The organism is Rhodococcus sp. NPDC078407, assembly GCF_044542515.1.
In the GTDB taxonomy this organism is placed as follows: domain Bacteria; phylum Actinomycetota; class Actinomycetes; order Mycobacteriales; family Mycobacteriaceae; genus Rhodococcoides.
The window spans coordinates 95,859-119,829 of the sequence record NZ_JBITUQ010000013.1 but is presented as its reverse complement, the minus strand read 5'-3'; the positions used below and the strand labels follow the sequence as shown (position 1 = coordinate 119,829).

Below are 23,971 nucleotides of genomic sequence, written 5' to 3'. Positions count from 1 at the left end.
GACAGACGGCAGGTCGCAGTACTACCGACGCCTCGGCTTGGCCCCGGGCTTCGGCGCGGCCACCGCCGATGTCACCTCCGGCGACGTACTCGGTTCTCGGTCGATGCGTCGGTAGACGAGGTGCTGCTGGCCGTAGGTCCAGATGTTGTTGCTCACCCAGTACAGCAACACCGCGACCGGAAGAACCGGCCCACCGACGAGCACGCCGGCCGGGAACACCCAGAGCACGAGCTTGTTCATGATCGCGGTCTGTGGGTTGGCGAGCGCCGCTGCGTCCTGCCGGGCGACGGATGCCCGCGAGTTCAGATGCGTGGCCACCGCAGCGATGATCATCAGCGGGACCGCAACGAGCGCGATGCTCCACACCGACGGCACTCCGCCGAACGGACCGAATGCTTCGAGCACCTCCCGAGAGCTGTTGACGGCAGCCGAGATCGGCGCACCGAAGAGCCGTGCGTCGAGGAAGGACTGCACATCGGCGGCGCTGAAGACGTAGTTCGCGGTGTTCGCGTTCTCCTGCGCCGTCATACCGAGATGACCGAATCCGGTTCCGGTTCGGTTGAACGAGCGCAGCACGTGCAGCAGACCGATGAAAACCGGGCCCTGCGCCAGCAGTGGCAGGCATCCCATCAAGGGGTTGAAACCGTGTTCCTGCTGCAACTTCCGCATCTCGGTTGCCTGCCGAGCACGGTCCCCGGAGTACTTCTTCTGTACGGCCTCGAGCTGTGGTTGGAGCCTTTTCATGGCGAGCTGCGAACGAATCTGACTGACGAACGGCTTGATCAACAGCGTACGCAGGGTGAAAACGAGAAAGATCACGGCCAACGCCCAAGCGACGCCGTTGTCGGGGCCGAGCACGAACCCGAAGATCTGGTGCCAGAACCACAGCACCGCAGAAACGGGGTAATAGACGAAATCGAGCATGGTGGAACACCTCACTGTGAGAGAAGTCGGTCGAGTGGCGTGTCGACCGGATCTCGCAGTGGCTCAGGAGAACTAAAGCCACCGATCCGGTCCGAAGACCGAACCGGGAGCTCTCGGCATAGGACGTCCGGGAGTATCGGGGTGCTCTTGCCTACGGAACGATCCGCGAAGACGTCGATCGTCCGTATCGTCCGCAGTCGGCCCCAGCGAGGCGGTAGCGGCGGGATCGACCGTCGCGCCCAGAGTCAGCAGCGACGCCGCGACCAGCGCACCGAACATCGCAATCTGCGCGGCAGGTTGTGCATCGACGACGGTGAAGACGACGAGAAGAACGGCCAGGACACCGACCAGCGTGCCGGCGTAGCGGCGAATCGCCAGGTGGAGTGTACGAGAGTCGAGCATTTTCAGTTCCTTGCGGCAGCCTCGCGGACAACGGGTTGCGAAGGCGTGGGGGAACTGTCGAGCTACAGCGCCCCCACCAGCGCGCCGGGTGCTCGTGGCTGGGCCGGCCCGGGGAGTCCGGGCGATGTTGACGCCGGAACGCACCTCGACGGTGGCGTTCCTCTGCGGCGGGGCCGACATTCGGCAGTAGGCGTAGCAGTGCCGGAACATCGACTCGGTGCGCGATCAGCATCAGCGTCGCCAGCGTGGCGACGAGGACCACTGCCACGTCTGCCGTTGCGGTCGGCATCGTCAGGTACAGCGACACGAGAAGCAGTGACGTGACGACCATGCTCTGGTATCTCATCTCGCACCTCCCTGATATGCCCGAACCCGATTCGTTGCTCAGGGTACAGATATCGACGGGTCCTTGCACAGGTGCCAGGTATCGCCGACGAACACCGGACCGCGAGCCTCTACACAGGGACGCACGTAATCGGGCAGTCGCTCGAGCTCCGCGTCCGCGTCGGCCGACAACCCACCCACGTAGGACGTATCGATTCGTCCGGTCTGCTCGAAACGATCGACGTTGTGCCGCGCGATGTACGCGTCCGGATTCAGAGCCGCCAACGCGAGCACGGTCAGCACTGCACCGACGCCCACTGCTCTAGGTAGCCAGCGCCCCGACATCCGGACGCCCGACACCAGAACCAGTACGAACACCGATGCCAACCACCATTCGACAGCCGTGACGAACAACCTGAGCGTCGTGTAGCCGTACTGCTGCTCGTACAACGACATTCGATGCAGGGCCGACGCAACGATCACCAACGACAGCAGGCACAGCGCTCCGAGTAACGCCCGCAATGCGATTCGATCTCCCCGGTCTTCTCGCCGAGCCTTCGCGACCGTCACCGCGATGACGAGCAATGTCAGTACCGTGACCGCGAGCAATTGCCAGAAGCCCTGTCGGGCGTATTCGGCGTTGGTCAGACCCTCGGTGGTGAGGACGTGCCCCTGCCCGCCGAACAGCGTCGACACCTGGAACCCGACGAACACGACGAACAGGGCCACCACAGCCCCGAGGGGAACCATCCACTCCCACAACCGCACCGTTCGACGCGGCACCGGTGCGAGGCGATCGAACCGAGGCGGATGCAGTGCGACGTAGGCGACGGCGAGCGCACCTGCTGCGGTGAGCACGAAGACCAGAATGCGTCCCACGACGGACGCGGTATCGAACTCGGGTGTCACCGCGCCCAGAGCATCCGAGAAACGCTTGTCGGCCGCACCGAACAACGCTGCGAACACGACGAGGAGCGCGATCGTGACGACGAAGACCACACCGATCCGCACCGGGCGTGGCCCCTCGAGATCGATCGAACCGGCTCCGCGACCGGTCCACCGAGCCACGCGCACCGGAAGAAACACAGGGAGTAGACCGCCGAGGGCGATTCCCGTCCACGTCCAGGCACGGGAGAGCACCACTACTGCGACCACGATGGCGAGTGTCGTCGACATCGTCACGATCCACTCGGCTGCCCTGAGCGCAGACACGCTCGCCAATGCCAGCACTCCTGCCACTCCTGCCCATTCCCACCGCGAGAGCCTGCCGCTGCGCGCTGCCAGCACAACCGCCACGAAGGCCAGGGCGGTGATCAGCACACCGAACGTGTTGTCCACCAGGGTTACTGCCCCGACCAGTCCGGCAACAGCGGCCCCGAGGAGCGCCGCGCGGGGAGCCTTCGCATACCGCAGCACCGGCCAGGTGCGAGGACCCCACAAAGAATGACGATGCTTCGCTGTCGGATGAATCGGGGTGTCGATCGTGGTCATGGCGCTTCCTTCTTCTGTGTTTCGGGCATGGAAGGTCGGCGGCTGCGGTCCGGGGACGTGCAGTCGCGGTTCGGGTGGATCGAGAAAGTCAGTGCTCGGGGATGGTCACTCTGATGTGGCAGCCGACTTCGCTGTCGAGAACTTCGATGGTTCCGCCGTGCAGTTCGGTGGCCCAGCGGGCGATGCCGAGGCCCAGACCTGTTCCGCCGTCGGTGGATCCGCCGCGGGTGAATCGGTCGAACACCGCATGGCGATCGGCGAGGGCGATGCCTGGGCCCCGGTCGACGACGTCGAATGCATACGCTCCACCGATTCGATGGGCCCGCAGCGTCACGGTGCTCGAATGGGGTGAATGCCGCACGGCGTTGTCGACGAGGTTGGTGATCACCTGTGTCAAACGAGAACGGTCGGCCACGACGGTCGAATCGCCGGGCGAGACCACGATCGACACTCGATCACGGTGTACAGAGGTCGCATCCTCGAGAAATTGCCGCACGTCGAATGCCTCCGGGGCAATGGTGAGCACGCCGCCCTCCACCCGCGACAGGTCGAGCAGTTCGCTGACCAGATCGCCGAGCCTTTCGGTTTGGTGCAACGCCACCGACAGGGTCGCGGGATTCGCGTCGGTCACCCCGTCGACCATGTTCTCGAGTACGGCACGCAGGGCTGCGATGGGCGTCTTCAGCTCGTGCGAGACGTTGCCGATCAGTTCACGGCGATATTTCTCGGCGGCCTCGAGATCGTCTGCCATGGTGTTGAAAGCGGTTGCGAGCTGTCCTACCTCGTCGCGCGAGGTGGCCCGCACGCGTATCGAGTAGTCGCCACGCGCCATTGCCTTTGCGGCCGAGGTCATCTCGCGCAGAGGAGAAGTCATTCCGTGGGCGACGAACTGCGTCGCGGCCAGAGACACCACCAGCGCCGCGAGAAGGGTGTAGCGAAATGGCCAACCCGCACCGAACCAGAAGACGACGCTCGCAAGCACCAACACTGTGCCCACGATGAACGACACCTTGAGCTTGAACGAGCGCACCAGGTCCAGTGGGCGCGGCAGCATGCGCGTCATCGCGGTGCCTCGACGGCATAGCCCACGCCGTGGACGGTGCGGATGAGATCGCCACCGAGTTTGCGACGCAACGCCTTCACGTGGGAGTCGACCGTGCGACTGCTGGCCGAATCGTCCCAGCCCCACAGTTCCGACAGCAGCGTTTCCCGCGAGACCGCTGTGCGCGGCCGAGCAGCGAGATAGGCGAGGATGTCGAATTCCGTTCTGGTCAAATGGATGTCACCGGATGGATTGGTCACCCTCCGTTCCCGATGATCGATCTCCACGTCACCGACGCGAACGGCATGGGGTTGGGCGGTCACGGTGCGCTCGGCGCGCCGAACCAAGGCGTGCACGCGAGCGACCAACTCGCGCATACTGAACGGCTTGCCCAGGTAGTCGTCCGCGCCCACTCCCAGGCCGACGAGCATGTCCGTCTCGTCGGACTTGGCCGTCAACATCAACACCGGAACCGGGCGGGACACCTGGATGCGGCGGCACACCTCGAGCCCATCGAACCCGGGCAGCATCAGATCGAGCACCACCACGTCGGGATCCATTCGGGCACACGCGTCGACGGCCGAAGGGCCGTCGACGGCAGTGATGACCTCGTAGCCTTCGCCGCGCAGCCGAGCGGCAACGGCCTCGGAGATCGTGGGCTCGTCGTCGACGACGAGAACTGTGCGGCTCATGAGAACTGACCCTAGAGGGCGCACGTGGGGGAGCCCGTCGGGAAATGTGGAGGTTCGGTGAAGGTTGGGCCGGGCCCGAAGGTAGATCTCGGCATTGCCTTTAATTTAGGTTCGGCTATCCTTTGTTCGTCGATCTTCCCTCTCGAAAGGTTTTCCATGCACATCCGGTCACTACGCACGACCCTGTCGGTGTGCGCGATTGCGTTGACCACCGCAGGACTGCTCAGTGCGTGTTCGAGCGACGAGGCGACTCCCGCCGCGGCGGGCTCCGCGTCCGACTCCTCGGCCTTCCCGGTCACGGTCGAGCATGCGTTCGGTGAGACGGTCGTTCCTGCGGAACCCACTCGAATCGTCGTGGCGGGATACACCGAACAGGACACCGTCCTCGCGCTCGGCGTCATACCCGTCGGCGTCACGGAGTGGTACGGCGACCAGCCGTACGCAACCTGGCCCTGGGCTCAGGCGGCGCTGGGCGACGCGCAGCCCGAGGTGCTCTCGAATACGGGCGATGGATTCGAGACGGAGAAGATCGCCGCACTCGAGCCCGATCTGATCATCGCGACCAACGCAGGCCTGACGGAAGAAACGTACGACACACTCAGCGACATCGCACCGACGCTCGCGCAGTCCGATGCGTCCACCGCCTACTTCGAGCCCTGGGACGTCCAGGCAGAGAAGATCGGTCGCGCACTGGGCAAGAAGTCCGAGGTCGACCAGCTGATCGACGGCGTGAACCAGAAATTCGCGGACGCCGCTGCCGCCCACCCGGAGTTCGCCGGAAAGAAGGCGATCTTCCTACAGAACGCGTTCTACGAGGGCAAGGCGATTGCGTACCAGGACGGACTGAGCACCGACTTTCTCACGAAGCTCGGCTTCGTGATCCCCGACGACATCGACGCATTCGTTCCGGCCGACGGCAGCGCCCAAGCCGGCATTCCTCTGGAGAACCTGTCGGTGCTCAACGTTGCCGACGTGTTGATCTGGGGAACAGAGGGACCCGGCGACCGGGCCCAGCTGGAGAAAGAAGCGGTGTACAACGCGCTGGAGCCGGTGCAGGACGGCAATCTCGTCTTCACAGACGGGGTGACGGCCGGTGCAATCTACTTCACCAGCGTGCTGAGCTTGCCGTACGTCATCGACAAGCTCACCCCGGCCCTGACCGAAGCACTGGACGGAACGGCGGCGACGATCACCGGTTAGGAGGGACCGGGCGCTACCGCTCGACGGCCGTGCGCCTGTCCATCCACATGGCGGTGGCCAGCACACCGAGACCGGCCACCGCCAGGCCCGAGCCGACGGCGGCGGGTGCCGTGTAGCCGAAGCCGGCGGCGATCACGGCACCACCGACGGCCGCACCGATGGCGTTGGCCAGGTTGAATGCAGCGTGGTTCAGCGATGCTGCCAGCGTCTGGGCGTCCTCGGCCACGTCCATCAACCGCGTCTGCAAGCCGGGGACCACCGAGGAGCCGGCTGCGCCGATCAGGAAGACCAGGAGCAGTGCAGTGATCGGATTGTGCGCTGCTGCTACGAACATCGCCAAGAACACGGCCGTTGCGGCCAGACCGACGAAGGTGCCCTTGAGCTGGTACCGGTCGGCCAGCCAGCCACCGGCGTAATTGCCGGTGACCATGCCCAGGCCGTAGATCATCAGGGCGACCGGAACGAGTGCACGAGCGAGACCGGCGACGTCGGTCAGCGTCGATGCGATGTAGGTGTACACCGCGAACATGCCACCGAACCCGACGATTCCCACGAACAGCGTCATCCACACCTGGCTGCGGCGCAGTGCACCGAGCTCGGTGATGGGGCTGGTGGTCGGCATTGCATCCAACCGCGGCATCCACACGGCCAGCGCCGCGACGGTGAGAGCACCGATCACAGCCACGAGAGCGAATGCACTGCGCCAACCGAGCGCCTGCCCGATCCAGGTTGCCACCGGTACCCCGACGACGTTGGCGACCGAGAGACCCATCATCACCATCGCGACGGCTTTGGCTCGTTTACCCGGTTCGGCGAGGTGTGCGGCCACCAGTGCGGCCACTCCGAAGTACGCACCGTGCGGTAGGCCCGCGACGAATCGTGAGGCGACGAGCTCGTCGAAACTGGGCGCGAACACTGTTCCGAGGTTGCCCAGGGTGAAGGCCACCATCAGCACCAGCAGCAACATTCGCCGGGGAACGCGCGCAGCCAAAGCAGCAATGGTGGGAGCGCCCACCACGACCCCGAGCGCGTACGCAGAGATCATGTGCCCCGCTGAGGGCTCGGAGATTCCCATCGTGGTGGCGATGTCCGGCAGCAAGCCCATCGACGCGAATTCCGTGGTGCCGATGCCGAATCCGCCGATGGACAGGGCCAGCATCGCGAGTTTGCGGCGAGTCGAGTGGGGTCGATGACTGACGCTCAGGCCACTCGACACCCTGCCGCGCACAGCGCTGACACGAGAAAGAGCGGAATCGGTGACAGTCACAGCGGTACTACCTTCGTTTCGATCGGAGATGTGAGCGACGAGCATCGGCGGCTCGCCGAATCGATTCAGAAGCGCAACCGACAAAGAGCAACGGCCAGTCCATTCATTGTCTTCCCTCTGGGCACCAGTAATCGAGCCACAGTGCGGTGATTGTCCTCACCCGAGCATCTGCTCGAGCACGGCCGGACGCCCTACGAGCCCTTGTTCCTTCGGCACGTACGCACCCGCTAAGATATTCGCCAGGTCATGAGTGCCAGCATCGAGCCCCGGCTTGCTGGCCGGCAACCCTCCAACCGCGGTGGGGTGCCCCGGGTGAACGACCAGGCCGGTTCGGCACGCCGAGTGCCGAATCGACAAGCGCGGGTCCGCAGGAAGCGGACCCACTGAAACTTCGACCTCCCGGGGTCGAGGCCTGTCAGGAGGTTCTCTCATGTGTCGCTGTACCGATACGCCCCGTAGCGCTCGACTTCTCGAGCAACATTCGACATTCGATTCGTCTCGAACAGACTTGTCTCGGACAGTTTTGTCTCAGGCAGCGTCGCCTCAGAAAACGGAGTATCACCAGCCATGACCGATTCGACCCCCGACATCGTCGACGCCACCGGAGCACCCACCGAGGATTCGTTCACCGATCCTTCGGACAATTGGAGCTTCGAAACCAAGCAGGTTCACTCGGGACAGACCCCGGACGGCACCACCAACGCTCGCGCACTGCCGATCTACCAGACCACCTCGTACACGTTCGACAACACCGATCACGCGGCCGCGTTGTTCGGTCTCGCCGAGCCGGGCAATATCTACACCCGCATCATCAACCCCACCCAGGACGTCGTCGAGCAGCGCATCGCTGCACTCGAAGGCGGCGTCGCAGCGCTGTTGCTCGCGTCGGGCCAGGCCGCCGAGACGTTCGCAATTCTCAACCTCGCCGAGGCCGGCGACCACATCGTGTCGAGCCCGCGGCTCTACGGCGGCACGTACAACCTGTTCCACTACACGCTCCCCAAGTTGGGTATCACCGTCTCGTTCGTCGACGATCCCGATGATCTCGAGCAGTGGCGTGCCGCCATCACTCCGTCGACCAAGGCGTTCTACGGCGAGTCGATCTCGAACCCGAAGAACGACATCCTCGACATCCCGGGGATCTCGGCAGTGGCCCACGAGAACGGCATTCCGCTGATCGTGGACAACACCGTGGCGACGCCGTACCTGCTGCAGCCGTTGAAGCACGGGGCCGACATCGTGGTGCATTCCGCGACGAAGTACCTCGGCGGACACGGAACGGCCATCGCGGGCGTCATCGTCGACGGCGGCACTTTCGATTGGACGCAGGGCCGTCACCCCAACTTCACCACCGCCGATCCGAGCTACCACGGCGTCGTGTTCGCCGATCTCGGTGCTCCCGCATTCGCATTGAAGGCACGTGTGCAGTTGTTGCGTGACATCGGCGCGGCGGTCTCGCCGTTCAACGCCTTCCTCATCAGCCAGGGCATCGAGACGTTGAGCCTTCGGATCGAGCGACACGTGGCGAATGCCCAGAAGGTTGCCGAGTTCCTCGCCGGTCGCGACGACATCCTCTCGGTCAACTACGCCGGACTCGAATCGTCGCCGTGGTACCAGCGCGGCCAGGAGTTGTTGCCCAAGGGGCAAGGTGCCATCGTCGCGTTCGAGTTGAAGGGCGGAGTGGACGCGGGCAAGAAGTTCGTCAACGCGCTCACTCTGCACAGCCACGTAGCTAACATCGGAGACGTGCGCTCACTCGTCATCCACCCCGCGTCCACCACCCATTCCCAGCTGACCCCCGAGGAGCAGGCGGCGTCGGGAGTGACGCCTGGTCTGGTTCGCCTGGCCGTGGGGATCGAAGGCATCGACGACATCATCGCCGATCTCGAGGTCGGATTCAGCGCGGCGGCATCTTGAGCCACAGCTGCGACACAGGCGTTCGTCCGGAGGCGGTACTCCCGTCTCCGGACGGGCGGTTGGGCACCATCGACATCGGTGGTCTCGATCTCGAGAACGGTGCGCGAATCCCCCAGGTGACCGTCGCGGTGCAGCGGTGGGGCGAACTCGCTACCGACCGCAGCAACGTCGTACTCGTCGAACATGCCCTGACCGGGGACTCTCACGTGTCCGGCCCGCCGGACGCCGATCACGCCCTGCCGGGATGGTGGAACGGAATGATCGGTCCCGGCTGCCCCATCGACACCGATGAATGGTGCGTCGTGGCAACCAACGTGCTCGGCGGGTGCGGCGGCACCACCGGACCGAGCAGCATTTCGCCCGACGGCACGCCGTATGGCTCGACGTTCCCGGACATCTCCATCCGCGATCAGATCGCGGCGGAGGTGGCAGTCGCCGATGCCCTCGGTATCGAGCGCTTCGCCGCCGTTGTCGGTGGCTCCATGGGCGGCATGCGGACTCTCGAATGGATCGTCAGTCATCCCGATCGAGTGGCAGCGGCTTTGGTTCTGGCCGTCGGAGCCCGGGCCACAGCCGACCAGATCGGAACGCAGACCACACAGATCGCTGCGATCAAGGCGGATCCGGGTTGGCTCGGTGGCAACTACCACGACACCGGAACGTCTCCGACTGCCGGATTGGGTATCGCGCGACGCATCGCGCATCTGACGTACCGCACCGAGAGCGAACTCGACATTCGGTTCGACAACTCCCCACAGCAGGACGAAAATCCGTGGGCCGGCGGGAGATATTCGGTACAGAGCTACCTCGAGCACCAGGCTGCGAAGTTGGTCAACCGATTCGATGCGGCGACGTATGTGCTACTCACCGAGGCAATGAACCGACACGACGTGGGCCGGGGCCGCGGCGGCGTGACCGAAGCTCTTGCGTCGGTGCCGGTTCCGACCATAGTGGGCGGAGTCGATTCGGATCGTCTCTACCCACTGCGGTTGCAGAAAGAGATTGCCCGTGGACTTCCCCACTGCCGCGGACTCGAAGTGATTCAGTCCCGCGACGGCCACGACGGCTTTTTGACCGAAGCCGATTCGGTGGCGAAACTGCTGGCCGAGACCATGGAACTCGCCCGCCTCGGACGGCGCTGACACCGCTGCTGTTCGGGCCGGGCGGTCCAGCCCTGAGGTCAGTCGGTTCCCAGCGGGTCGATCGACAACGACAGGAACACGATCGCTCCGCCGACGAACCCCAACGCGAGCACGTCGAAGCCGCGACTGCGCACGCTCAGGGTTCCGACCCGTGATTCCGGAAGACACAAGCGCAGCACTGCGGCCAGTAGGGCCGCACACCCGAAGATGAACGCGCCGCGCCGCCAGCGATCGGCCAGCACCAGAACAAGAGCGGCCAGCACGACGACCGACACCGCGACGATCGGCAGGTTGCGCGCTACGGCTGCCCGGAAACCCGGGTCGTCTTCTCGCGAGTCCTCGGCAGCGGTCATCCCCGGATCGCTCAGTTCCCGGCCGCGGCGCGCTCGGCGCGCTCGGCGCGCTCGACGACGTTGGTGAGCAGGAAGGCTCGTGTCAGCGGTCCGACGCCACCGGGATTGGGCGAGAGGAAACCTGCCACCTCGGCTACGTCGTCGGCGACGTCTCCGCGCAATCCGTCCTCGGTGCGGGTCACGCCGACATCGAGTACGGCAGCACCGGGCTTGACCATGTCCGCGGTGATCAGACCCGGGACTCCGGCCGCGGCTACGACGATGTCGGCACGGGAGACCTCGGCGGCCAAGTCGCGGGTTCCGGTGTGGCACAACGTGACCGTGGCATTTTCCGAACGCCTGGTGAGCAGGAGGCCGATGGGTCGACCGACCGTCACTCCTCGGCCGATGACGACCGCCTTCGCGCCGTCGAGAGCCACGTCGTAGCGGCGCAACAAATGCACGATGCCGCGCGGCGTGCACGGAAGTGCAGCGTCCTTGCCAAGCACCAAGCGTCCCAGGTTGATCGGATGGAGGCCGTCTGCGTCCTTGTCCGGGTCGATCCGCTCCAGAGCGGCATTCTCGTCCAGATGCTTGGGCAGCGGCAGCTGCACGATGTACCCGGTGCATTCGGGGTTGGCATTGAGTTCGTCGATGACTGCTTCGAGGTCCGACTGGGTGATGTCGGCAGGCAGATCGCGACGGATGGAGGTGATACCCACCTTGGCGCAGTCGTTGTGCTTGCCCCGGACGTATGCCGCAGAACCCGGGTCATCGCCTACCAAGACGGTGGCCAGTCCTGGGGTTATGCCCTTCTCACGCAGCGCGGTCACGCGGGCGGTGAGATCGACGAATATCTCGTCACGGGTCGCTTTGCCATCGAGAATCGTTGCAGTCACCCGGCCATTGTTCCAGGCTCGAGGTCGGCTGCGCCGCGCCGGTCCGATGACCGGGTCGGGCCCCGCACTTCAGCCCTCCACAACTAGACCGTTCGCTCCCGCGTACGCCACGGCCTGCATCAGCTCGATCTTGGCACCTCGCACGCTTGCGCTGACCCACAACGACGAATCGACCATGGCTCCGCGCAGATCGGCCTCGTCGAACTTGGCGTCGACGGTGCGGGCACCCACGAAATCCACCGAGCACACGACGGCCTTCCGGAAATCTGCAGACATGAGGTTCGCCTCTCTCATCCGACAACCGGTGAGGTCGAGGCCGCGTAGGTCGACGTTTCCCAGCGCCGCAAGGGTGAAGTCCACCTCGTCGTAGATCGCGGGCCGCATCCGGCTGTCGACGAATACCGAGCCCATCATGGTCGAGTGACGAAACGTGCTGTGCTGCAGATTGGTCCGAGTGAAAGTACACGAGCGGAAGGCAGAGTTCGTGTGAATCGATTCGGTCAGGTCGGTGCCGGTGAAGTCGCATTCGGTGAACACCACCGAGTCGGTTTGAACTCCACTCATGTCGGCATCACGAAAGGTGCACCGAACGAATTGCCTGCCCTTCCACTCCTGCCCGTCCAGTCGAGTGTCGGAAAAATCTTCACCGATGGTCTGCTCGTCGTCCACCTGCCCCATACTTCTCCGGTTCGTGGTGGCAGAGTGAACCGGGTGTTTCGACTGATGTTCTTCGAGCCCCGAATCCCGCAGAACACCGGCAATGCGATTCGCCTGGTCGCCGGTACCGGATGCGAGCTGCACCTGGTGGGTCCGCTCGGCTTCGACATGTCCGAGCCCAAGCTGAAACGTGCCGGCTTGGACTACCACGATCTGGCCTCCGTCACTGTGCACCGGGACCTGCCGTCGGCCTGGTCGGCGCTGGCACCCAAACGGGTATTCGCGTACACCGCCCACGCAACACGCTCCTACGCCGACGTCGCCTACGAGCCCGGCGACGTTCTTCTCTTCGGACCGGAACCCACCGGACTCCCCGACGAGGTCCTAGAAGACCCGCACGTGAGCGATCTCCTCCGCATACCGATGATTCCTGGACGTCGATCACTCAACCTCGCCAACGCCGCGGCGGTGACGATGTACGAGGCATGGCGCCAACACGGATACGAAGGCAGCGTCTGACCGGTTCGCCTTCGAGTGCGCTCGAAGCCCTGACTTGCCGCACATTGCATCTGCAGAACAACAGACCGATTCACCACGCACTCGGCTCGTCACCGGAGCCGTCCCGGACGGGGACTGGCGGTTGCCCAGCCGACCGGTCGGGTCGGTCCACTCGGTCGTGAACCCGAAAACAATTGTGACCGTTGACAAATTGAATCGGCCCGACGCGCACTTCTTCTGTGACACCGAACTGTCGCAGTTCGCCCCGCCGGCTCGACAGCAACTATCTTCTCCGGCAAGGGTGGCGAACCTGTCGTCCCTCGGCACCCGCCGTTGCCGCCTTCTGCACCGCGCTCCATCCGGCGACGATCCACCGCCTTCCGGTAACGATTTCCTTGCGATCCACCGGCGTCGGCGCGTGCGTCCTGGCCGCGCACCATGTCGAGTGGGGCATGACGGTCGACACTGATCCGAACCACGAAAGATGCTGTCTTGGAATTGGATTCGGCGTATCCACTGCACACACGAGCAGCGCAGCGCCGTACGCCCTCGGTCGCGACAGCTCCGGACTGAGTCCGCAAAACCGGTCTTCCCCGACGATTCGTTCTCGGATGTCAGCGTCGCCGTTACACAAACCTGAGCGGCTTGCTGCCGTGAACGACTCGAGCGGGGTACGGTGTGCCGCATCGACCCGTTTCGCTCGTGAAGGAGCTTTCTGTTGTTCTCTGTTTCCCAGCCCCGCCGTTCTTTCTCCTACTCCTCCTCCACGCGCACGTCGAGTCGATTCGGTAGTCGAATTGCCCGCACCGCAGCAATATTCGCCCTCGGCTCGGGCATGACCGCCGCTGCACTCGTGGGTGCCGGCACCGCGTCGGCCGCCCCCGTCAACTGCGTGTCACCGCCCTCGGCCAACGACATCCAGGTCGACGGCACCGCGAGCTGCGGGGCCACCTCGGAGGGCACCGGCCGGGCCACCGCCGGTGCTGTCGACAGCGGCACCGCGGTCAGCGTCAACGACGGTCCCGGATCGACGACCACCTTCGCCAACGGATTCGGCGTCGCCCTCGGAGCGAGCAAGAACGCGGGCACGGCCTACGCACTCGCGCTCGGCGGCGGCATCGCACACTCGTGGGCCGACGCCGGCCAGACGACGCTTGCCGTCGCGGGTTGGGGATCCGGTGCCACCTCGGAAGCCGGAGGCGTCGATTGCGTCGGGCCCCTGTCCCTAGCTCTGAATCTCTCCAGCGGCCAGTTCTGCGTCCTCGGTAGCTGATTGCGGGGGCGCGGTAATCGCCCTGTCGTTCGGAGCCGACTACCCGAGAGTTCGATTCGAGGTAGTCGGCTCCGCCGATGTGGACGACGTGCCCTGATCTGTCGCTCGGATCGTAGGGCTACCTGCGGATGGACTCTCACGCCTCGACCGGCATACTCGAAAAATGAGCAATTCACGTGTGACGCCGCGCCCCAGGGCGCTGTCGTTGCACGGACGGATCCGAGTGTTGACGATGAGTGTGGCGGCCCTCGCCGTCGCGGTCAGCGCTCTGGCGATCTATCTCGTCGCGGAGCAGGCCCTGCGTTCACAGGTCATCGACCGCGTCGGACGCAACAGCGACGCCTTGATGGCCAGCGCAGCGTCGGGTGCGTCGCCCTACCTGTTCGGTTTCGCGACCGAGGAATCCACGGCCAAGGTCGCACTGATAGCTACCGGCGGAGAATTGATGACCTCCTCCAACTGTGCCGACCCCTTCACGAACCCCGACGGCGTTCTGGATGCCCCCGAGCAATCGGTCGTGGACGGCAGCGCGGATCGGTCGCTGCGCGAGGTACGCGGCTACTACATATCCGCCCAGCGCACCGCCTCCGGAGAAACCATCATGGTGGCCGAATCGCTCGGTGGAGCGTCCCGTCTACTGGCCAAACTCACACTGGCTCTCGTTCTCGTCGGAGGATTTCTCGTCGCGCTGGCCGGCGTCGCCGGTACCGCTGTGGCCCGCACCGGCCTCAGACCCGTCACCCGCCTCCGCGCAGGCACCGAACGAGTTGCCAGAACCGGAGACTTCGAGCCCATCGATGTCAACGGAGACGACGAACTCGCGTCACTCGCCAACAGCTTCAACGAGATGTTGGCCTCCCTGTCTCGGTCCCGAGCCAGGCAAGGGCAGCTGATCGTCGACGCCGGTGCCGAACTGATGGAGCCGCTGACCGCGTTGCGCACCAACATCGACTTGCTGATGTCGCTCGACCGTCCCGACGCACCGACCATGCCCGAAGACGGGCAAGATCGGTTGCGAGTCGAGGTCATCGCTCAGATGGACGTCATCATCGGCTTGGTGCACGACCTCGTCGACCAAGCCCGAGAGCCGGCACCGACAGCTCAGTGACAGGGAAATCGGCGAGGTCGGACAACGATCACGTCAGGACGGAAGCTGCACGCCGGTCAGCTTTTCGGATTCTGTCCACAGTCGTTGTGCGTCATCCATGCTCCGCAAAGGCTTCCAAAGTTCGAGCTCGGCGGGCGGTCCGCCGATCATCCGGGTAGGGCCGACGAACTGATCACCACGCGAGACGCTACCTGCGGCCGCGATCACGGCCGGTTGCGCGGCACTGTCCACCGTTCCCGCGATTCCGATGCGGGCAAGTACGCCGATGAGCCGTCTCCCCGCAGAATCCTTCGGGCGCCCCAGACCTGGCTGGGCTGCAAGCAGATTGGTCGGTGAGATTCCAGGATGGGCCACGTTGGAGGTGATTCCCCACCCACCGGCCCTGCTGCGGGCGTCGAGTTCGCGCGCGAACAGTGCCACGGCAATCTTCGATTGGCTGTACGCCTTCATGACGTCGTAGGAGCGCTCCCAGTTCAGGTCGTCCCAATTGATGTTCCCCGATCGCGCCGCGATGCTCGTCTGATGGGTCACTCGAGCGCCGCCGGCTCGGAGAAGCGGCAGCAGACCCAGAGTGAGCGCGAAGTGTCCGAGGTGGTTGGTACCGAATTGCAGCTCGAACCCGTCCTGCGTGACCTGACGCTCGGGTGGCTGCATGACCCCGGCGTTGTTGACGAGGACGTCGATCGGTCGCCCTTCCGAGATCAATTCGCTCGTCAGCGTCGCCACCGAATCCAGCGACGACAGGTCCAACGTCCGGGTGGTGATCTGCGCGCCGGGAACAGCGGTACGGATCGACTCCGCGGCACGCTCCCCTTTGCCGGCAGAGCGCACCGGCATGACCACTTCTGCTCCGGCGCGAGCGAGCCGAGTCGCGATGACGGTTCCGATCCCGTCGCTGGCTCCCGTGACGACGGCGCGCTTTCCCGTCAGGTCGGGGATCGATAAGTCGGTGATGCGGCCCATGTGATGCTCCTCGGTTGTGGGTGATCATGCGTTTTCACGTGCAGAACCCATGTTCGACGAACGCGTCGGGCTTATCCAGGACCTACCGATCCACTGATACGACCGGCACCGTGAATCAGGTCAGAACCTGGGTTCCCACCACCGCGAGCAGTTCCAGTTTGGCGTGACTCTCGCTGCCCGGGACTGCCGTGTACACCAACAACCGATGCGCTTGCTCTGGATCGAGGAGGGTTTGGCAGTTCAATTGCAGCAGGCCTACCGTCGGGTGCAGGAACCGTTTGATCTCGGGTGGGCGAACGCCCACTTCGCGCTTCTCCCATAGGCTTCGGAACTCCTCGCTGACCTGCTGCAGCTCGGCCGACAGATGGGCTGCGGTCGAATCGGGTCCGCGAAGGGTGACGATCTCGCGCAGACCCGACGCGTACAGCCGGGACAGCACATCGCGCTCGTCCGACGGGTACGCCTGCCGGACAGTGGGGTCGGTGAACCAGCGATATCCCAGACTCCGGTTCGGCCCGGTGCGCAACGACGCATCACCGGTCAGTGCAACTCCCAGCGATGTTTGACGCAGCGTTTCGCCGAGCTCGGAGACGATCTCGGCGGGTGTGTCGTTCAGTCGGTCCAGAATCCGCAGTAGACCTGGGCTGATGTGGTCGCTCGACGTTCCGCGCGCTGGAGGCGCATGTCCAGCGAGGCGAAACACGTGATCGCGCTCGTCCAGCGACAGATGCAGACCCTGCGCGATCGACGCGATCATCTGCTCCGACGGAGCAGGACCTGATCCGCGTTCGAGACGGGCGTAGTAGTCGGTCGACATATGACACAGTTCGGCAACCTCCTCGCGCCGAAGGCCCTGCGTTCGTCGGCGCTGCCCCCGCGGAAGGCCGATGTCTTCGGGCTGCAACGACTCTCGCCGCTGCCGCAGAAACGCTGCCAACTCCGGGCGATCGATCACTCTGGAGCTCCTCCCCGATCGAACACGGTTGTCTTCTCGCAATTGTGCCCTGAGCTCGACGACTATGGTCGAACGATGAACGCTCCCCTGACCGTCGTCACCGGTGGAAGTCGCGGAATCGGCGCCGCGGTGTCCCGGCGACTGGTGGCCGACGGACACGATGTGGTGATCGGCTATCGCTCCGATGCCTCTGCCGCGCAAGCAGTGGCAACCGAGCTGTCGAGGTCCGGTCGAACAGTGATGGCAGTGCGCGCGGACACCACCGACGAGCAGGCGGTGATCGATCTGTTCGGTGCCGCGGCGGAAATCGGCATCATCAGCGGCGTGGTGAACAACGCCGGTTCGGCACGCGCAGTCGGCAGGCTGGCGGACAACGACATCGAGACGATCAGAGCAGACCTCGATGTCAACTTGATCGGGGTGATCACCTGCTGCAAGTATGCGGTCGCGGCGATGACCGAATCAGGTGGCTCGATCGTCAACATCTCCTCCGCTGCAGCGACCCTGGGGAGCCCCGGTATGTACGTTCATTACGCGGCAGCGAAGGCAGCGGTCGATACACTGACCGTGGGACTGTCCAAAGAGGTTGCGGCGCAGAACATCCGCGTCAATGCGGTGGCACCCGGGATCATCGAGACCGACTTTCACCGAGATCGGCAACGACCACAGAGAATGGCGTCGAGCATCCCGATCGGCCGCCCCGGTGTGCCGGACGAGATCGCTGGGGCTGTCTCCTGGCTCTTGTCCGACGATGCGCGGTATGCCACGGGAACCGTCATCAGGGTGGCCGGCGGAATGTGAGTACTTCGGTCGCCACTATCGAGAGGCGATGCGATGCAGCTCGACGTCGGTCAGTTCCCCGTTCTCGGCAACGGCCGTCATGTACGTGCAGAACGGCTGGCGACGCCGATCCGTCGGCGATCCCGGGTTGAGAAGTCGTAGGCCGTTGTCTGCCACCGTGTCCCATGGAATGTGACTGTGACCGAAGACGAGTACGTCCGTGTCCGGGTACGCCGCCGCCATCCGTTTCTCCCGGCCCGTCGCGGAACCCGTCTCGTGGACCACGGAGAATCGCACCCCAGCCAGGACGACGTCGGCGCGTTCGGGCATCAACTCTCGGAGCTCCTCGCCGTCGTTGTTGCCCCAGCACGCGACCAGCCGACGCGATCTATGCGAGAGCTCCTCGTAGGCGGCCAGGTTCACCCAATCGCCTGCGTGGATCACCACATCGGCGTCGTCGACGGCAGTCCACACCTCGTCGGGCAGGTCACGTGCCCGCTTCGGAAGATGAGTATCGGCAATCAGCAGCAACTTCACCACTCGATTGTGCACGTCGTTCCTCATCGGAAATCCCTCGATCTGGACGCAACACGCAGATCCATCAGCTGCAGATGATCGGCCACCACGGTCACCGCACCCTCTGCGTTCTGTACCTTGCCTCGAATCAGCAAAGCCGGGGCGGTGATCGCCAGCTTGCGGTACTTGGCCCACAACCCGACCGAGCACACGACGTTGACCATGCCGGTTTCGTCCTCGAGGTTGATGAACGTGACACCTCCGGCAGTGGCCGGCCGCTGGCGATGCGTCACCGCACCGCCGACGAGGACTCTGTCTCCGTCAGGGATCTGCAGCAACCGATTCGCGGGAACCACCCCGAGAGATTCGAGCCGATCTCGAAAGAACTGGGTGGGATAGGAATTGGGGGAGACCCCGGTTGCCCAGACATCGGCCGACGCCAGATCGAGGTCCGTCATACCCGGCAGCGCAGGCGCTTTCGTCGAGGCACCGATGCCGGGGAGCAGACCGGGCCGCTCCCCTGCCGCCGCGCCGGCAGCCCACAATGCCTCTCGACGCGTGATTCCGAAACACCCCAGTGCGCCGGCCGTGGCCAGTGCTTCCGCCTGCGCCACCGACAGTTCGACGCGACCCGTCAGATCCAGGAACGAGGTGTACTGCCCGTGCGAGTTTCGGGCATCGACGATCTTCTGGGCCAGCGTGGTGCCGATGAACTTCACATCGGCCAACCCCATGCGAATCTCGAGGCCGTCTCCCTCGAGATTCGCATGGCCGAGACTGGCGTTCACATCGGCACCGTGCACCAGCACCCCGTGCCGTCTGGCATCGGCGACCAAAGATTGAGGTGAGTAGAAGCCCATCGGCTGGGCACGCAACAAGCCTGCGCAGAACGCAGCCGGATGGTGCAACTTGAACCACGACGAGTAGAAGACCAACGAGGCGAAGCTCTGCGAATGACTCTCGGGAAAGCCGAAATTGGCGAACGCCGAAAGCTTTTCGTAGATGCGGTCGGCTGCCTCACCGGTGATGCCGTGCAGAGTGCGCATCCCGTCGTAAAAACGCCCACGCAGCAACTCCATCTTCTCCGGCGATCGTTTCGATCCCATGGCACGACGCAATTGGTCGGCGTCTGCGGCACTGAAACCGGCGACATCGATGGCCATCTGCATCAACTGTTCCTGGAACAGCGGCACCCCGAGAGTTCGATCGAGAGCCTTCTTCAGCGAGGGATGCTCGAAGATCACCGGTTCGAGTCCGTTGCGGCGCTTGATGTACGGGTGTACCGAACCACCCTGGATCGGGCCGGGACGGATCAATGCGACCTCGACCACCAGATCGTAGAAGTTTCGCGGCTTCAGTCGTGGCAACGTGGCCATCTGCGCGCGCGATTCGACCTGGAACACTCCCACCGAATCGGCTCGTTGAAGCATCTCGTACACCTCGGGCTCGGACAGGTCGATCGAAGCGAGATCGATGACGATTCTTTTGTGTTCGGAGATCAGATCGATCATGTAGTGCAATGCCGAGAGCATGCCCAGACCGAGCATGTCGAACTTCACCAAACCCACTGCGGCACAATCGTCCTTGTCCCACTGGAGCACACTGCGATTCTCCATGGTTGCCCATTCCACCGGACAGACGTCGGCGATCGGTCGATCACAGATCACCATGCCACCGGAGTGAATGCCCAGGTGCCGTGGAAAGCCTTCGATCTGACGTGCGAGTTCGAGAACGGACTCGGGAATTCCGTCGCCTTCCTGATCACCGATTCCGGACCAGCGGGTGATCTGCTTGCTCCACGCGTCCTGTTGTCCCTGTGAGAAGCCGAGCGCACGGGCCATGTCTCGCACCGACGACTTGCCGCGGTAGGTGATGACGTTGGCCACCTGAGCGGCATGGGTGCGGCCGTACTTGGCGTAGACGTGCTGAATCGCCTCTTCTCGACGATCGGATTCGATGTCGATATCGATGTCGGGTGGGCCGTCGCGTTCGGGCGCGAGGAACCGCTCGAACAGCAGCTTGTTGGCCACCGGATCGACATTGGTGATCCCGATGGCGTAGCAGACGGCGGAGTTCGCCGCCGAACCTCTTCCCTGACAGAGGATGTCGTGTGTCTTGCAGAAGTGGACGATGTCGTGGACCACCAAGAAGTAGCCGGGGAATTCGAGCCGCGCAATGATGTCGAGTTCGTACTCGAGCTGAGAGTAGGCCGCCGGGTTCGCCGATTGCGGGCCGTACCGTCGGGCGGCTCCCTCGAACGTGAGTCGGCGTAGATAGCTGATCTCGGTGTAGCCGTCGGGCACATCGAACGGCGGCAGGCGCGGCGCGATCAACGTCAGATCGAACGAACACTCACGACCGAGTTCGACGGCACCGCGCACCGCGCCCGGATAGTGACGGAACAGTTCCGCCATCTCCGCCCCGGACCGTAGATGTTCGCCGCCCGTCGGTGCCATCCAACCGGCGGCCTCGTCCAGGCTGCTCCGCGCACGTACAGCGGCCATCGCCATGGCCAGCCTTCTGCTGCGCGGACTCGCGTAGTGCGCAGCCGTGGTTGCGATCGTCTCGAGACCGTATCTGCCAGCCAGTGCCGCAAGCGCATCGTTGCGCTCGTCGTCGTCCGCGATTCCGTGCCGGGTGAGTTCGACGGTGACGCGGTCCGGACCGAAGCGATCGACGAGAGTGCGCAGTGCGGCCTCGGCGGCCTCCGGACCGCCGCGCGAGAGCGCCTGCCTGACATGGCCTTTTCGGCAACCGGTGAGAATCTGCCAGTGACCACCGGCCGCTTCGGTGAGCTCGTCGATGTCGTACTGCGGCTTGCCTTTGACCCCACCGGCCAGGTGCGCGGCGGCGATCCGACGCGAGAGCCGTCGATATCCTTCTTGACCGCGAGCGAGCACCAACAGATGTGTGCCGTCGGGGTCGGTCGCTCCGGCCCTGGATCTATCGGTGTCGAGCGACAGTTCGGCACCGAACACGGTTCCGATGCCGAGCGCTCTGGCCGCCTCGGCGAAGCGCACGACTCCGTAGAAGCCGTCGTGATCGGTGATGGCGATGGATTCGAGGCCGAGGCGTACCGCTTCTTCGACCATCTCCTCCGGCTGCGAGGCGCCGTCGAGAAAGCTGAACGCGGAGTGCGCATGCAACTCTGCATACGGCGTCGTGGACATCGCGGGCTTGTCGATGGTGCGGTCGTAGACGTCCCTCTTGCGCGACCACGCCGGGCTGTCGCCGCCGTCGCCCTCGGCCGCAGGCTTGGGACGACCGGACAGGACGCGTTCCATCTCCGACCACGTGGGTGGTCCGTCGTTCCAACCCATCGAACCCTCCCCACACGCACACTGCATCATCGAACACTTGTTCTAATGAGAACATGAAGGTCCGACACGGAGCAACTACAGTCGAGTCGCCACTGACACCTTCCACAGAGCCGGAGCACCATCATGACCCGTTGGGCCTCGTTCGTCGTATCGCACAAACGATGGGTGCTCGCAGTCGTCGTGGCCGTCGTCGCCATCGGCGGGGTGTTGGGACTGAGCGTCTTCTCCAAGCTGAGCGAGGGCGGCTACGCCGACGCCGGCAGTGAGTCGTCCGAGGTAGCGCGGCTGGTGCAGGGCATCGGCCAGCCGACCCCGGACATCGTGGCGATCTACACCGCACCCGACGGCGAGTCGATCGACGACATCGGGCCCCGAGTACAGGCGACGCTCGACCAGTTCACCGGGCGCTACACCCTGGGCAACGTCAATTCGTACTGGACGGCGGACCCGGTCAGCAAGGAATTCCTGGTCTCGAAGGATCGAACCAAGGCACTGGTCACAATCTCCCTCGGGGCGAATTCGGGCGTCACGTTCAATACCTTCGGCGAACTCCCGCCCCAGCTCGAAGTGCCCGGAATCGAATCACAGTTCGCCGGTGCGTCAGTGGTCGGAGTCTCTCTCAGCGAGACCCTCGAAAGCGACCTCGTCCGCTCGGAGCTCATCGCTGTTCCCATCACACTGCTACTGCTGATCTTCATCTTCGGCGGCGTGATCGCCGCCGCGGTTCCGGTGTTCGTCGGCATCCTGAGCGTGTTCAGCTCATTGGCGATTCTGCGCGTCCTCACCGAGTTCACCGAAGTCAGCTCGTTCTCGATCAACGTCGCGTCGCTGTTGGGGCTGGGTCTGGCCATCGACTACGGATTGTTCATCGTCAGCAGGTTCCGCGAGGAACTACGCAGTGGGTCGACGCCGATGGACGCGACCGTCCGCACCGTCGCCACCGCAGGCAAAACCGTCGTCTTCTCGGGACTGCTGTTGATCTGCGCGTTCGCAGGCATGCTCGTCTTTCCTCAGGCGGTGATCCGGTCCCTCGGATTCGGAGCCATGGCCGCGGTGGCGAGCGCCGCCGCCCTGTCACTGACCGTCGTTCCGGCTCTGCTCGCGATTCTCGGCACCCACATCAATTCCTGGACCTGGTCGCGTACCGCGTCCGATCGCAGTGATGCACGCGCGCACAAGTTCTGGGGTGGAGTCGTCACGCGTGTGATGAAGCATCCAGGAATCGTCGCAGCCGTCATCGTCGCCGGGTTGCTGATCATCGCCACCCCGATCCTGAAGGTCTCGCTCGGCGAGGTCGATTACACGGCGTTGCCGAAAGACAATCCGGCGCGCATGGCGTTCGAGACACTCGGCACCGACTTCGAGTCGACGGGCGATGGTGCCACGATCGTTCTTCGTGGCCTGGACGGCGTCAAGCCTCAGGGCGCACCCATCGCCGCATTGACCTCGGCTGTGGAATCGACACCCGGTATCGCTCGCGCCGAATTCCTCGGCTCGGCAGACGATTTCGTGACCCTGCGAGCCTCGTACAGCGAGCCGGCCGGTGAGCTGACCGAGGCCGAGTCCCAATCCGACGCAGTGTCGTCGTTGCGCTCGATCGCCCCGCCCGACGGTACCGAAATCCTCGTCGGCGGCGGACGCGCCAACATCGACGACGGAAACGCCGCCATCGCCAAGTGGCTACCGGTGATGATCGCGATCATGGTCGTCTCGACGCTGGTATTGCTGTTCCTTGCGTTCGGCTCGATCGTGTTGCCGATCAAGGCCGTACTGATGGCCGGACTGAGCTTGGGCGCGACATTCGGCGCCCTGACGTGGGTGTTCCAGGAAGGCCACGGGGCAGGACTGATCGGCGTCACCCCAGGACCACTCGAATCGACGTTCGTAGTCCTCATCCTCGCGGTCATCTTCGGCTTGTCGACCGACTACGAAGTGTTCCTGATGTCGCGCATGGTCGAAGCTCGCGCGGCGGGAGCCAGCACCGAAGAAGCCGTCGTCTTCGGCGCTCAGCGCACCGGACGTATCGTCACCGCGGCTGCGTTGATACTGATCGTCGTCACCGGGGCATTCACCATCTCGGGTCTGTCGATCATGAAGTTCCTCGGCTTCGGCGTCATTCTCGCCCTGATCATCGACGCCACCATCATCCGGATGCTGCTGGTTCCGTCCTTGGTCAAACTCATGGGTGAGGCCAACTGGTGGGCACCGGCATGGATGAAGAAAGTGCACGACAAGGCGGGAATCGGCCACTAGCCCGAGAACTTACTTC

21 protein-coding genes and 1 riboswitch are annotated in these 23,971 nt (G+C 64.3%); of the genes, 8 read left to right on the top strand and 13 right to left on the bottom strand.

The genetic code is table 11. From position 1 onward, the window contains the following. Positions 1-21: 21 nt before the first annotated feature. The 5 genes from yidC to ACIGGF_RS15140 all read right to left on the bottom strand — a co-directional run bounded on the left by yidC (position 22) and on the right by ACIGGF_RS15140 (position 4,875). Positions 22-924, bottom strand: a complete 903-nt coding sequence (gene yidC / locus ACIGGF_RS15160) for a membrane protein insertase YidC (RefSeq protein WP_397522081.1) — start codon at positions 922-924, stop codon at positions 22-24. Between the two features lie 72 nt (positions 925-996). Continuing rightward, a complete protein-coding gene (locus tag ACIGGF_RS15155) occupies positions 997-1,326 on the bottom strand; it encodes a DUF6412 domain-containing protein (RefSeq protein ID WP_397522080.1) in 330 nt (109 codons plus the stop codon). A gap of 384 nt (positions 1,327-1,710) precedes the next feature. Next, complete coding sequence (locus ACIGGF_RS15150) at positions 1,711-3,141, bottom strand: DUF4153 domain-containing protein (RefSeq protein ID WP_397522079.1); 1,431 nt, start codon at positions 3,139-3,141, stop codon at positions 1,711-1,713. An 88-nt stretch (positions 3,142-3,229) separates the two neighbouring features. Next, positions 3,230-4,204: an ATP-binding protein gene (locus tag ACIGGF_RS15145; RefSeq protein WP_397522078.1), complete on the bottom strand. Its 975-nt coding sequence runs from the start codon at positions 4,202-4,204 to the stop codon at positions 3,230-3,232. Beyond that, on the bottom strand, positions 4,201-4,875 hold the full coding sequence (locus ACIGGF_RS15140; RefSeq protein WP_397522077.1) for a response regulator transcription factor: 675 nt from the start codon (positions 4,873-4,875) through the stop codon (positions 4,201-4,203). The genes ACIGGF_RS15145 and ACIGGF_RS15140 overlap by 4 nt, the downstream gene beginning before the upstream one ends. Positions 4,876-5,031: 156 nt before the next feature. On the opposite strand from ACIGGF_RS15140, the gene ACIGGF_RS15135 reads away from it, so the two are divergent. Then, complete coding sequence (locus ACIGGF_RS15135; RefSeq protein ID WP_397522076.1) at positions 5,032-6,075, top strand: ABC transporter substrate-binding protein; 1,044 nt, start codon at positions 5,032-5,034, stop codon at positions 6,073-6,075. A 13-nt stretch (positions 6,076-6,088) separates the two neighbouring features. On the opposite strand, the gene ACIGGF_RS15130 is transcribed toward ACIGGF_RS15135, so the two are convergent. After that, positions 6,089-7,234: an MFS transporter gene (locus ACIGGF_RS15130; protein WP_397522106.1), complete on the bottom strand. Its 1,146-nt coding sequence runs from the start codon at positions 7,232-7,234 to the stop codon at positions 6,089-6,091. A 350-nt stretch (positions 7,235-7,584) separates the two neighbouring features. Beyond that, positions 7,585-7,708, top strand: a riboswitch (SAM riboswitch). Between the two features lie 201 nt (positions 7,709-7,909). Between ACIGGF_RS15130 and ACIGGF_RS15125 the strand changes: the two genes are divergently transcribed. Continuing rightward, positions 7,910-9,259 (top strand): bifunctional o-acetylhomoserine/o-acetylserine sulfhydrylase, encoded by a 1,350-nt coding sequence (locus ACIGGF_RS15125; protein ID WP_397522075.1) that lies wholly within the window; start codon positions 7,910-7,912, stop codon positions 9,257-9,259. Beyond that, positions 9,256-10,401 (top strand): homoserine O-acetyltransferase, encoded by a 1,146-nt coding sequence (locus tag ACIGGF_RS15120; RefSeq protein ID WP_397522074.1) that lies wholly within the window; start codon positions 9,256-9,258, stop codon positions 10,399-10,401. The genes ACIGGF_RS15125 and ACIGGF_RS15120 overlap by 4 nt, the downstream gene beginning before the upstream one ends. A gap of 38 nt (positions 10,402-10,439) precedes the next feature. Here the strand turns inward: ACIGGF_RS15120 and ACIGGF_RS15115 are convergent, their stop codons facing one another. From ACIGGF_RS15115 to ACIGGF_RS15105, 3 genes are all read right to left on the bottom strand, one after another. After that, on the bottom strand, positions 10,440-10,754 hold the full coding sequence (locus ACIGGF_RS15115; protein ID WP_397522073.1) for a DUF3017 domain-containing protein: 315 nt from the start codon (positions 10,752-10,754) through the stop codon (positions 10,440-10,442). Between the two features lie 11 nt (positions 10,755-10,765). Beyond that, on the bottom strand, positions 10,766-11,632 hold the full coding sequence (locus ACIGGF_RS15110; RefSeq protein ID WP_397522072.1) for a bifunctional methylenetetrahydrofolate dehydrogenase/methenyltetrahydrofolate cyclohydrolase: 867 nt from the start codon (positions 11,630-11,632) through the stop codon (positions 10,766-10,768). A gap of 69 nt (positions 11,633-11,701) precedes the next feature. Then, positions 11,702-12,310 carry a pentapeptide repeat-containing protein gene (locus tag ACIGGF_RS15105; RefSeq protein WP_397522071.1) on the bottom strand — a complete coding sequence of 203 codons (609 nt, stop codon included), beginning with the start codon at positions 12,308-12,310 and terminating at the stop codon, positions 11,702-11,704. A gap of 33 nt (positions 12,311-12,343) precedes the next feature. Between ACIGGF_RS15105 and ACIGGF_RS15100 the strand changes: the two genes are divergently transcribed. The 3 genes from ACIGGF_RS15100 (at position 12,344) to ACIGGF_RS15090 (ending at position 15,168) form a co-directional block, all read left to right on the top strand. Next, on the top strand, positions 12,344-12,808 hold the full coding sequence (locus ACIGGF_RS15100; protein WP_397522070.1) for a tRNA (cytidine(34)-2'-O)-methyltransferase: 465 nt from the start codon (positions 12,344-12,346) through the stop codon (positions 12,806-12,808). A gap of 697 nt (positions 12,809-13,505) precedes the next feature. Then, positions 13,506-14,060, top strand: a complete 555-nt coding sequence (locus tag ACIGGF_RS15095; RefSeq protein ID WP_397522069.1) for a DUF6764 family protein — start codon at positions 13,506-13,508, stop codon at positions 14,058-14,060. Positions 14,061-14,223: 163 nt separating this feature from the next. After that, entirely contained in the window at positions 14,224-15,168 is a 945-nt protein-coding gene (locus ACIGGF_RS15090) for a HAMP domain-containing protein (RefSeq protein ID WP_397522068.1), read from the top strand. Positions 15,169-15,201: 33 nt separating this feature from the next. Here ACIGGF_RS15090 and ACIGGF_RS15085 read toward each other — a convergent pair whose 3' ends face one another. Next, positions 15,202-16,131, bottom strand: a complete 930-nt coding sequence (locus ACIGGF_RS15085; RefSeq protein WP_397522067.1) for an SDR family oxidoreductase — start codon at positions 16,129-16,131, stop codon at positions 15,202-15,204. A gap of 115 nt (positions 16,132-16,246) precedes the next feature. After that, positions 16,247-17,086, bottom strand: a complete 840-nt coding sequence (locus ACIGGF_RS15080) for a helix-turn-helix transcriptional regulator (protein WP_397522066.1) — start codon at positions 17,084-17,086, stop codon at positions 16,247-16,249. Between the two features lie 75 nt (positions 17,087-17,161). Between ACIGGF_RS15080 and ACIGGF_RS15075 the strand changes: the two genes are divergently transcribed. Continuing rightward, positions 17,162-17,887 carry an SDR family NAD(P)-dependent oxidoreductase gene (locus ACIGGF_RS15075; RefSeq protein WP_397522065.1) on the top strand — a complete coding sequence of 242 codons (726 nt, stop codon included), beginning with the start codon at positions 17,162-17,164 and terminating at the stop codon, positions 17,885-17,887. A gap of 15 nt (positions 17,888-17,902) precedes the next feature. On the opposite strand, the gene ACIGGF_RS15070 is transcribed toward ACIGGF_RS15075, so the two are convergent. Together ACIGGF_RS15070 and ACIGGF_RS15065 are read right to left on the bottom strand one after the other, a co-directional pair. Next, positions 17,903-18,403, bottom strand: a complete 501-nt coding sequence (locus tag ACIGGF_RS15070; protein WP_397522105.1) for a metallophosphoesterase family protein — start codon at positions 18,401-18,403, stop codon at positions 17,903-17,905. A gap of 23 nt (positions 18,404-18,426) precedes the next feature. Next, on the bottom strand, positions 18,427-21,702 hold the full coding sequence (locus ACIGGF_RS15065) for an error-prone DNA polymerase (RefSeq protein ID WP_397522064.1): 3,276 nt from the start codon (positions 21,700-21,702) through the stop codon (positions 18,427-18,429). Positions 21,703-21,825: 123 nt separating this feature from the next. Between ACIGGF_RS15065 and ACIGGF_RS15060 the strand changes: the two genes are divergently transcribed. Further along, on the top strand, positions 21,826-23,955 hold the full coding sequence (locus ACIGGF_RS15060) for an MMPL family transporter (protein WP_397522063.1): 2,130 nt from the start codon (positions 21,826-21,828) through the stop codon (positions 23,953-23,955). The last annotated feature ends 16 nt before the right edge of the window (positions 23,956-23,971 follow it).